This is a genomic window from Ruminococcus sp. CAG:379, from assembly GCF_000434255.1.
Lineage (GTDB): Bacteria > Bacillota > Clostridia > Oscillospirales > Ruminococcaceae > Ruminococcus_F > Ruminococcus_F champanellensis.
This window is the reverse complement of record NZ_FR894800.1, coordinates 1-11,117: the sequence shown is the minus strand read 5'-3', so window position 1 is coordinate 11,117 and position 11,117 is coordinate 1. Positions and strand designations below refer to the sequence as shown.

At 56.0% G+C, this 11,117-nt stretch carries 9 protein-coding genes and 1 tRNA gene; 1 reads left to right on the top strand and 9 read right to left on the bottom strand.

Translation table 11 applies throughout. The features are described 5' to 3' along the window. Positions 1-113: 113 nt before the first annotated feature. From QVO51_RS00320 to dnaA, 9 genes are all read right to left on the bottom strand, one after another. Positions 114-539: a hypothetical protein gene (locus tag QVO51_RS00320; protein ID WP_022356755.1), complete on the bottom strand. Its 426-nt coding sequence runs from the start codon at positions 537-539 to the stop codon at positions 114-116. Positions 540-546: 7 nt separating this feature from the next. After that, complete coding sequence (gene gyrA / locus QVO51_RS00315; protein ID WP_022356754.1) at positions 547-3,165, bottom strand: DNA gyrase subunit A; 2,619 nt, start codon at positions 3,163-3,165, stop codon at positions 547-549. A gap of 5 nt (positions 3,166-3,170) precedes the next feature. Further along, complete coding sequence (locus QVO51_RS00310) at positions 3,171-3,794, bottom strand: YcxB family protein (RefSeq protein ID WP_022356753.1); 624 nt, start codon at positions 3,792-3,794, stop codon at positions 3,171-3,173. 11 nt (positions 3,795-3,805) lie between these two features. After that, positions 3,806-5,755: a DNA topoisomerase (ATP-hydrolyzing) subunit B gene (gene gyrB / locus QVO51_RS00305; protein ID WP_022356752.1), complete on the bottom strand. Its 1,950-nt coding sequence runs from the start codon at positions 5,753-5,755 to the stop codon at positions 3,806-3,808. Positions 5,756-5,770: 15 nt separating this feature from the next. Continuing rightward, positions 5,771-6,025: an extracellular matrix regulator RemB gene (remB, locus tag QVO51_RS00300; protein WP_015557423.1), complete on the bottom strand. Its 255-nt coding sequence runs from the start codon at positions 6,023-6,025 to the stop codon at positions 5,771-5,773. 12 nt (positions 6,026-6,037) lie between these two features. Then, on the bottom strand, positions 6,038-7,150 hold the full coding sequence (gene recF / locus QVO51_RS00295; protein ID WP_022356751.1) for a DNA replication/repair protein RecF: 1,113 nt from the start codon (positions 7,148-7,150) through the stop codon (positions 6,038-6,040). Continuing rightward, complete coding sequence (locus QVO51_RS00290; protein WP_015557425.1) at positions 7,141-7,362, bottom strand: RNA-binding S4 domain-containing protein; 222 nt, start codon at positions 7,360-7,362, stop codon at positions 7,141-7,143. The genes recF and QVO51_RS00290 overlap by 10 nt, the downstream gene beginning before the upstream one ends. A gap of 16 nt (positions 7,363-7,378) precedes the next feature. After that, positions 7,379-8,485 carry a DNA polymerase III subunit beta gene (gene dnaN, locus QVO51_RS00285; protein WP_015557426.1) on the bottom strand — a complete coding sequence of 369 codons (1,107 nt, stop codon included), beginning with the start codon at positions 8,483-8,485 and terminating at the stop codon, positions 7,379-7,381. A gap of 425 nt (positions 8,486-8,910) precedes the next feature. Continuing rightward, positions 8,911-10,278: a chromosomal replication initiator protein DnaA gene (dnaA, locus tag QVO51_RS00280; protein ID WP_015557427.1), complete on the bottom strand. Its 1,368-nt coding sequence runs from the start codon at positions 10,276-10,278 to the stop codon at positions 8,911-8,913. A gap of 256 nt (positions 10,279-10,534) precedes the next feature. Here dnaA and QVO51_RS00275 point away from each other — a divergent pair. Continuing rightward, positions 10,535-10,619 (top strand) — tRNA-Leu (locus QVO51_RS00275). The last annotated feature ends 498 nt before the right edge of the window (positions 10,620-11,117 follow it).

Genomic DNA, 11,117 nt, shown 5'->3' with positions numbered 1-11,117 from the left:
GTAGAAACAGCACGCAGAGCATAAAAGAAAACACACAAGCAAACGGTCACCAAAGCCAAACCACATCATGAAAAACGATCGCACAAAAAGAAAACAGGGCTTGCGCCCTGTCCTCATGTTCGCCGCAAAAGATACACCGCATCCAACCCGGCGAACAGGATCAGATACCCGGAGGTCAACAGATACCGGGCAGAGTACTTGGCAATGATCTCCTGGATCACGCCGCCGCCCCAGCCGGTACCGCCGAACACCTCCAGCCCCGGATACTTCCAGTACATCCACAAGCCCAGCGCCGCCCCCAGCAACAGGGGCAATAGACACGCCCCGGCAAACACGAACCGTCTGCCCATCAGCTTGTCCGTACCGGAATCCAGCTGTACGGCGTGATACAGCAGGCAGATCAGCAGGGGCAGCGCCCCCATGACCCACACCTGCATCCGGAAATAGTCATAAGCCACCCACAGCAGGGTCTGGGCAAACAGGCTCCCTGCCGTCAGCAGTGCAAGCATGCCGAGCTTCTTGGGAATGGACTGTTCCATGGGCTGCTTACTCCTCCGCTTCCTCACCGGAATCCTCCGGGATCACTTCGTTTTTCTCCGCTGCGGCAGCGTCCGCCTGCTGTGCCTGAAGCTCCTCCTCCGACAGCTGCTCCACCGACTGGATCTCTGCGGAATCGTCATGCTCCGCCCGGGTAAAGGTCACCACCTTGGCGTCCTCGCTGACCCGCATCACCCGAACGCCCTTGGCGTATCTGCTCATGATCCGGATATCGCTGGTGCGGATCCGGATGATGATCCCGTCGCTGGAAATGAGGATGATGTCATCTGCCTCATCCACCACCTTGATGCCGCATACAAAGCCACGCTCCGCATCCACCTTGTAGTTGCTCAGACCATAGCCGCCCCGGTTCTGAAGCCGGTAAGCGTCAAGCTCCGTCCGTCTGCCAAAGCCCTGCTCGGTGACGGTGAGGACGGTTGCCCCCTCCCGGACTCTCGCCATGGATACGACCTGATCCCCTTCCCGCAGGTGGATCGCCCGGACGCCGTGTGCAGACCGGGACATTTGCCGGATGCAGCTTTCCTCCATCCGCAGCGCCATGCCGTTCCGGGTGGCAACCATCAGCTGGCTGCTGCCGTCTGTCATGCGCACTGCTGCAATTTCATCCCCATCGTCCAGACCAATGGCGATCAGACCGTTTTTCCGCACATTCCGATATGCGGACAGGGGGGTACGCTTGATCTTGCCGTTCTTGGTGACGATCACCACGAATTTATCGTCCTCAAAGTCCGTGGTTTTCAGCATAGCGGCGATCTTCTCCCCTTCTGCCAGGGGCAGCAGGTTCACCAGATTCACCCCACGGGACGCCTTGGAGCCTTCCGTAATTTCATAGCACTTGAGCCGGTACATGAGCCCCTTATTGCTGATAAACAGCAGATGGTCGTGGGTGGAGGCAATGAACAGCTCCTCCACGAAATCCTCCTCCCGCTGCTTCATGCCGCTGACGCCCTTGCCGCCCCGCTTCTGGGTCTTGTAGGTGTCCACGGGAGCACGCTTGATGTACCCGTTGTGGGTATAGGTCACCACGCTGTCCTCCACCGGGATCAGATCCTCAATGTCCACTTCCCCGCTGATGGTCTCGATCTGGGTGCGCCGGTCGTCCCCGAACTTCTTCCGGATCACTTCCAGTTCCTCCCGGATCACTCCGTACATCTTGCTCCGATCCTCCAGCAGCTCCTCCAGCTCTGCGATCTTTCCGCAGATCTGCTCCAACTCGTCCATGATCTTTTCCCGTTCCAGACCGGTCAGCTGTCCCAGGCGCATCTGTACAATGGCCTCCGCCTGTACATCCGTCAGACCCACGCCGATCTCGATCTTGTTGGCATAGGGGTACTGGGCACGATCCAGCAGGGTGGACATATCCGTATCCTTGAACCGCTCCATCAGCCGCTGCTTGCCCTCTGCCACATTCTTGGAGGAACGGAGGATATCGATGACCTCGTCGATGTAGTCAATGGCAAGCGCAAAGCCCTGGAGCACATGCGCCCGGTTCTTGCACTTGTTCAGATCATACAGGGTGCGCTTGGTGACAACCTCCACCTGGAAGTTCAGATACTCCTCCAGCATCTGCTTCAGGTTCAGCACCTTTGGCTCCCCGTTCACCAGTGCCAGCATGGTCACGCCCACCGTATCCTGCAGCTGGGTATAGCTGAACAGCTTGTTCCGGATGATCTCCGGAATGGCATCCTTTTTCAGCTCGATGACGATCCGCATGCCGGAACGGTCGGACTCATCCCGCAGGTTGTGAATGCCGTCAATGCGCTTGTCCTTCACCAGATCCGCAATGCTCTCAATGAGCCGTGCCTTGTTGACCATGTAGGGGATCTCGTGGACGATGATGCAGTTTCTGCCCTTGATCTCCTCAAAGGAGGTGTTGGCACGGAGGGTCAGCTTTGCCCGTCCGGTGGCGTATGCCGCCCGGATGGCTGCTCTGCCCATGAGGATGCCCCCGGTGGGGAAATCCGGCCCCTTGATATGCTCCATCAGATCGTCCAGGGTACAGTCCGGATTGTCGATCAGGGTGCTGATGCCGTCAATGACCTCTCCCAGATTGTGGGGCGGAATGTTGGTTGCCATACCCACGGCAATGCCCACGGAGCCGTTCACCAGCAGGTTCGGGAACCGGGAGGGCAGCACCACAGGCTCCTTGAGCCGGTCATCGTAGTTGGACATGAAGGGTACCGTGTCCTTGCCGATGTCCGTCAGCATCTCCACAGCGATTTTCGCCATTCTCGCTTCCGTATAACGATATGCCGCCGGCGGATCTCCGTCCACGGAGCCGAAGTTGCCGTGGCCGTCCACCAGAGGATACCGCAAAGAGAAGGGCTGCGCCAGCCGCACCAGTGCGTCATACACGGAGGCGTCTCCGTGGGGATGGTACCGGCCCAGCACGGCGCCCACCGTATCGGCGCATTTTCTGTATGCCTTGTCCGGGGTCAGTCCGTTTTCGTGGAGGGTGTACAGGATCCGGCGGTGTACGGGCTTCAACCCGTCCCGCACATCCGGCAGCGCCCGGGACACGATCACGGACATGGAATATTCGATAAAGGATTTTTTCATTTCCTTTTCGATATCCACGGGCAGCACAATTTCAGTTTCGCTGAACAAATCGATCAGTTCCTTTCTGTCTGTTTATCCGGGCAGAACTGCCGTCCCAGCTTTTCGGCAAACAAGCCGGCAAGCTGGCGGTTCTCCTCCGGGGAAAAAGCCTGTTTTGGGATCACATAAAACATGGCACGAACCTGGTACACCAGGAAAAATTCCGCTGATTCCACAATTTTTACTTGCTTGTTGAAGGGGATCACCGTATCCGCCAATTGGGGCGGCTCCTCCGGGAAAATGTCGTGGAACCCGTCTCCGGACTCCTGTTCCGCATTCTCCTCCGGTGCATCCTCCGGTTCCGGCAGGATCGTGCCGATGGTCAGCCCATCCTCCTCCACCGTCAGCCGATAGGTTTCGTCCCCCAGATCCTTGATGGCGTTCATCAGCTGCCGCCGGATCTTTTTCGGGTTGTACCACTGGATGAAAATCACCGCCAGGCACGCAAAGATCAGCACATAGGTCAGGGTATTCCCCGGATCCTGCAGGGCGGCGCTGACGTAAAACAGGATCACAGCCCCTAAAAATGCGGTGATGATCCAGCACCGGGGATAGACGAATTTTTTCTGGAACAGGGTAAATGCCTTGGCAAATAATTCAAAGGGAATGCTGTATTCCCGCTGCATTTTTTCCTTCATGAACCCTCCGTTTAAATATCCAGATTCTGTGCGTATTTTGCATTCTTCTCGATAAATTCCCGTCTGGGGGCAACCTTATCCCCCATGAGAATGGAAAAGGTCTCGTCCGCCTTCACTGCGTCCGCCATTTCCACCTTGATCATGGTTCTGGTGTCCGGATTCATGGTGGTATCCCACAACTGGTGTGCGTCCATCTCGCCAAGACCCTTGTACCGCTGCACCTCCACCTTGGCGTTGGGGGATTCCCCATTGAACTGGGCGATGTATTTGTCACGCTCCTCGTCGGAGAAGGCATACTTGAAGGTTTTTCCCTTTGCCACCCGGAACAGGGGCGGCTGGGCAATGTAAATATTTCCATTTGTAATCAGAGGGCGCATGAACCGGAAGAAGAAGGTCAGCAGCAGCGTCCGGATATGGGAACCGTCCACATCCGCATCCGCCATGATGATGACCTTTCCGTACCGGAGCTTGGAAATGTCGAAATCCTCCCCGATGCTGGTGCCAAGGGCAGTCACCACCGGCATGAGCTTTTCGTTGCAGTATACCTTGTCGATCCGTGCCTTTTCCACGTTCAGCATCTTGCCCCACAGGGGAAGGATCGCCTGGTACCGGCGGTCTCTGCCCTCCTTGGCGGAGCCTCCCGCAGAATCACCCTCGACAATGTAAATTTCCGTCATTTCAATATCCCGCTCGGAGCAGTCCGCCAGCTTTCCCGGCAGGCTTGCGCTTTCCATAGCAGTTTTCCGCCGGGCAGTTTCTCTCGCCTTTTTGGCAGCCTCCCTGGCACGCTGTGCCGCCAGGCTCTTGTCGAAAATCGCCCGTGCCACCGCCGGATTCTCCTCCAGGTAGTTCATGAGCTTTTCGGACACGATGGACTCCACAAAGGGCTTGATCTCCGGATTTCCCAGCTTCACCTTGGTCTGGCTCTCGAACTGGCAGTCCGTCAGCTTGACGGAGATGATGGCGGTCAAGCCTTCCCGCACGTCCTCCCCCATCAGCTTGGAGTCATCCTTCAGCAGGCCGAACCGCTTGCCGTATTCGTTCAGGGTCTTGGTCAGCGCATTCCGGAAGCCCAGCTCGTGCATGCCCCCGTCGATGGTATGCACATTGTTGGCAAAGGACAGGATCAGCTCGTTGTAGCTGTCGTTGTACTGCATGGCGATCTCCACCGCATTGTCCCCCTTGGACCCTGTAAAGTAGATCACCTGCTCGGAGAGGCTTTCCAGTCCCCGTGTTTTGTGGATATGCTCGATAAACTGGCGGATGCCCCCTTCGTAGCACATCTTCTCCCCCTGGGGATTCGCCGGATCCCGCTGATCCGACAGCTCGATGGTCAGCCCCGCATTCAGAAACGCCTGTTCCCGCATGCGCTTGAGGAGGACCTCGTAGTCAAACACGGTGGTTTCCTCAAAGATCTCTGCGTCCGGCTTGAACATGACGGAGGTGCCGTGCTCCGTGGTGTCCCCGATGATTTTCAGAGGCTCCGCATAATTCCCCCGTTCAAACCGCTGGAAATGCACATGGCTCCCGTCCTTGACGGTCAGCTCCAGCCATTCCGACAGCGCATTGACAACGGATGCTCCCACGCCATGGAGACCGCCGGCAACCTTGTAGCCGCCGCCGCCGAATTTTCCCCCTGCATGCAGCACTGTATACACCACCGTTGCAGCGGAGATCCCCTCCTTGGGGTGGATGCCTGTGGGAATGCCCCGTCCGTTATCCGTGACCCGGATGATATCCCCCGGCAGAATTTCTACCTGAATATGGGTACAATACCCGGCAAGCGCCTCGTCAATGGAGTTATCCACGATCTCGTACACCAGGTGATGCAGTCCGCCGGAACCGGTGGTGCCGATGTACATGCCCGGACGCTTCCGTACAGCCTCCAGCCCCTCCAGCACCTGGATCTGGCTTTCGTCATACTGCTGTGCTCCCGGTTTTATCTGTTCTGTTTCGCTCATGATTCCATCCTTTCCTCAAAACAGCGTGTTTGCACGCTTGCGCAGTGTTGCAACGGAGATCTGGGAAATATAAACCACTTCTCTGCCCCGCTCGTTGCAGACAATGAAGCTTTTGGGCATTTCATAGCTGACATTCACCACCCGTTTCTCCCGTTCCGCCCGTTCCAGAAACTCCTTGGTGGCTTTGCCGATGGTGGTATTCTCCAGATCGAAAATGCCGGTGACGCATTTGTCCGACACAGAGATCTCATTGCCCAGGTGTATATACATCCCACGCCTCCGTTACAATATTTTTCCGTTTTCTATGGTGATCCGCATGCCCCGGTCGCTGCCCAATACAGCCCCTTCGTTGCATGTGGTAATAAATACCTGCATTTCCTGCACGATGCTGTACACCAATTCCTGCCGGCTCTTGTCCAGCTCTCCCATCACATCGTCCAGCAGCACCACCGGGGACTGCCCCTGGCTGTGCCGATAGATCTCCGCCTGGGCAAGCTTCAGCACCAGCGCCGTGCTTTTCTTCTGTCCCTGGGAGCCGAAATCCCGGACGGGCTTGCCGTTGATCTTGAACAGCAGATCATCCCGGCTTGCCCCGATGCTGGTGTACCCCAGCCGGATATCGTCCGTGGAGGACATGGTCAGCTTCCGCAGATAGTAATCCTGCATCGGCTCGGTGACAGTTTCCGGCATCTCATAGTCCCGGTACATGCCGGACTGGTATTCCACCGTCAGCTGCTCCCGTCCCCCGGTGATGATGCTGTACAGCCGGGCGCAAACCGGCGCAAACCGCTGCACATAGCTGTGCCGGATGTGGGACAGATGCGCCCCTGCCACCGCCAGTTGAGCGTCCCAGATGGCAAGATCCAGGGGGGTGCCGTTTCCGGCGCCGATGCTCCGGAGCACCTGGTTCCGCTGAATGGTCAGATTCTCGAACCGGCGCAGCACGTCCATATTTTTCGGCCGGATCTGGGCGCAGCAGAGATCCAGGAAATTCCGCCGCTTGTCCGGCAGTCCCTTGATGAGCATGGTATCGTCCGGGGTGAACACCACGCACTGGAACTGGGCAAAGAGCCGGCTGCCCCCCCGCAGAGGCACCCCGTTCAGGGTGATTTTCTTTTCCCGGCTGCTTTTCTGAATGGCGTAGGTGATGTGCTGCTCCCGGCGGCTGTCCCGGAATGAAGCCTGCATCCGCATGACCTCCTGGTCAAAGCTCACCAGATCCCGTTCCCGGACGCCCCGGAAGCTCCTGCACCCGGTCAGCAGCCAGATCGCCTCCAGCAGATTGGTTTTCCCCTGGGCATTCTGCCCCACAATGAGGTTATACCGGGGGTCCGGCTCTAGCTGAATATGCTCCAGATTCCGGAAATGCTCCGCCTCCAGCCCGGTCAGATGCATTGCTCCACCGTCAGCCGGTATTCTCCGGCCTCTACCACGTCGCCGCTGCGGATTTTCTTCCCCCGCATGGTGCAGATTTCGCCGTTTACCTTCACCTGTCCCCCCTGGATCAGCTCCTTGGCGAAGCCCCCGGTGTCGGTCAGCCCGGCATATTTCAGCAGGGAGTCCAGCTTGATGAACTCCGTGCGGATGGAAACCCGTTGGTTCTGCATGGAAACGCCCCCTTACTTAGTATTTCAGATCCACCGGCATCACCAGGAACACAAAGCTGTCCCCCTCCGGCGGAATGATCTTCACAACCCGGTTGCCGCCGCTGAGATGGATCCGCAGCTTGTCGCATTCAGATGCCCGCAGCGCATCCAGCATGAATTTGTTGTTGAAGCCGATGGTGACGGCATCGCCGCTGAGATCCACCGGAATGGTATCGGAAATGCTGCCGATGCCGGTCTTGCAGCTGACCTTCACGGTGCCGTTTTCAAAGACGCAGCGCACCGGTGCCTTGTTTTTCTCGTTGATGAGCAGTGCGCACCGCTCCAGACAGTTCACCAGCTCTCTGGTACGGACGATGACCTCCGTCCGCTTGTCCGGGGGAATGGAAGCCCGGTAGTTGTGGAAATCCCCCTCCAGCAGCCGGGAGAATACAGTAATCTCTCCCAATTCAAAGACAATGTGCTTGAAATTGTTGTAAATGCCGCAGGGTGCCTTGGCATCCTCCTTCAGCAGTCTGGATACTTCTGACAGCGTTCTGGCAGGCACCACGAACCGGTGCACCTCCGCCGTGTCGATATGCTCCGTCCGCAGGGCAAGCCGGTACCCGTCGCTGGTGACCATGTTGAAATTCCCGTCCTCGGTAATGTCGAACAGAGCACCGGTCATGACCGGCTTGTTCTCGTTCAGGGAAACTGCATGGGCAGTCTGGTTGATCATGGATTTCAGCTGATCCTGGGGCACCAGGAACCGGTGCTCATCGCTGACCTCCGGCAGATCCGGATACTCTTCCGCAGACATGGCGGAAATGCAGTACTCGGTTACAGCGCCGGTGATGCGGATATTCAGCATTTCATCCGTCTCAAAGGTCAGGATCTCATCGCTCATTTTCCGGGTGATCTCGCTGAACAGCCGGGCATTCACCACAAATTCACCGCAGTCCTCGGAAACCGCCTCAATGGTGGAACGTATTCCCAGCTCCAGATCATAGCCGGTCAGCTCCAGCACCGTGTAGGACAGCTTGATCCGGATGCCCTCCAGGGCGGTAATGGTGGATTTGACGCTGACCGCTTTGGATACGTTGCCGATGGCAGCGCAGATATCTTCCTTCTTGCATGAAAACTTCATGATTGGCTCCTTTTTGGGGGATGTCCGGACTTTCCACAGCCGCCGGCTTTCGTTCCGGCTTGTTGGTGGGATCAATCCATCCATCCATCTTAATTTTTTTCAGCAGTAGTAGTAGAGGGGTTGAAACTGTTCAAACAGCCCTCCCCCGGCAGTTTTCCGGGATTTTCTCCTCCACAGCCCTTTCGTGGAGTGATTCTTGAAAAGTGGAAAGCCGGATCGCTCTGTGGAAACCGGCAGAACTTGTGGAGTGGAAAGGGAAAAATCCTTGAAACTTTCGTGGAAAATCCGGAGTCCGGTCGGATCCGGGCGGAAAACTGTCAAAAAGCCGAATGGGTAAACTGTGGACAAGGGGATGCGGATCGGCGCTGCGCCTTGCTTTCTTTTTCACACAGGTTTCAACAATCTGTTGAAAGACTGGTGGAAACTCAGTTCTTTCCCCGTTCCCGTATGTTCTTGATGAGGGTCTCCACCAGTTCCTTCAAGGAACTATCCTTCTGGATGGACTGGGAGATGCTGTTGACCGCATACACGATGGTGGAGTGATCCCGCCCGCCGAACTCCATGCCGATGGAAGCAAGGGGCATCTGGGTGATTTCCCGCACTACATAGATCGCCACCTTCCGGGCATTGGAAATCTGGGAGGAGCGCTTGTTGGAGCGGATATCGTCCGGGGATACCCCGTACACGTTGGCAACCTCCGCAATGATCTTCTCCACGGTGATGGGGATGGGCTGGTCGTCGGTGAGAATGTCCCGGATCACGCTCTGTGCCATGGCAATGGAGGGCTGGCTCCCTGCCAGATGCTTCAGCGCCTTGAGCTTTTTCACTGCCCCCTCCAGCTGTCGGATGTTGGTTTTGAGCCGGTTTGCGATGAATTCCGCCACCTCGTCCGGCAGATTCAGGTCTAACAGCTCTGCCTTCCGGCGGATGATGGCGATCCGGGTTTCAAAATCCGGCGTGGAAATATCGGCGATTAGACCGCTTTCAAACCGGCTCCGGATCCGGTCCTCCAGGATCTTGATGTCCTTGGGGGGACGGTCGGAGGTCAGTACGATCTGCTTGCCCTCGCTGTGCAGCTTATTGAAGGTGTGGAAAAATTCCTCCTGGGTGGAGTCCTTGCCGGCAATGAACTGGACATCGTCCACCAGCAGCACGTCCGCATTCCGGTACTTGTCGTGGAACAGGGAGGTGTCCTGCTTTTTCTGAATGGCTTCGATCAGCTCGTTTGCAAAGGTTTCTCCGGTGACATATACGATGTTGAGGTTCGGGTCGTTCCGGCGCATTTCGTTGGCGATTGCGGTCATCAGATGGGTTTTGCCCAGCCCGGAGGGACCGTAAATGAACAGGGGGTTGTATGTATCGCTTGCCTTGTTCCGGTCGTGCTTTGCCACGGCGGTGCAGGCGGCATAGGCGAATTCGTTGGATTTTCCTACGATAAATGTGTCAAAGGTGTAGTCATACTCAGCGCCCTCAAAGCTTTTCTCCAGCTGTGCATGCTTCTTCTCAAGCTCCTGAATATCCACCTTTTCCGCCGGCTTCTGGCTTTCGATGATGATCTCCAGCTCCACGTCAAAGCCCAGGGTATTGCGGAAGCCCTCCTGCAGGAGGCTCTTGAAATTATTCAGTACCACGCCCTTCTGAAATTCCGAATTGCACTGGAGCACCGCCTTGGTGCCATCCAGGGAGACGGGAATCAGGGTATTGATCCAGAGATTGATCGCCACATCGCCAATGTTTCCCACCTCGATACAATACTTTTTGACCTGCTCAAACACTTCCGCAAAGGAATTCATAAAATTTATACCTCCTCAGCAGGCATGGCGGAAACCCGGAACCCGGTTTGCCTGCCTGCCCCTATACATATATAATCCGCCAAAAATCAGTCCGATTGCACTTAAGCCTATTATACCATATTTCCATGATAAAGTAAAGGCATTCGGGGGCATTCAGCGATCTTTTTTCTTTGAAGTGCTGGAAAAAATCTGTCCGCAAGCTTGACAAATCCGGACTCCGATGCTATACTCTTATAATGTAACAGTGTGTGTATATGCGGATGTGGCGGAATTGGTAGACGCGCTAGATTTAGGCTCTAGTGGATTCATCCGTGAGTGTTCGAGTCACTTCATCCGCACCAGCGCTCCCCATTCCGGGGAGCGTTTTTCTTTTGCCGCTCCGAACCGGCAAGGGAATGTATTTTTCAGAACATCTTGCTGTGGAAAGCGGAAGGTTTCTCAACATGGTTTTCCACAACTCGGTGGAAAACTTCTGTGAAAGCAGGTGGACAAGAAAAAGAAAATGCAATGCCGGACAAAGGATCTTGTAGTGAAAAAGCAGCGGTTTCTCAACACGACTTTCCACAACGCTGTGGAAAACCATGTTGAGATCCGGTGAATTGGTCGCATTTTGCGCAAAATAGTCCACGAACCCGGGTTTCTTTTCCCGAATGCCGCTGGATTTGGCGTAAAACCGGCAAAAATTGTTGACGAACTGCCCCTTTGCCGGTATAATAAATACAGGTTTCCCTGCGGGGTCTGTGTTTGGTGATCGTTTGCTTTGTGGGGATACGCTGGGTCGTTCTGTGTGACCGTTTCTTTTTCTGCGTGCTCTGATGCTCTGCGTGCTTGGCATACGC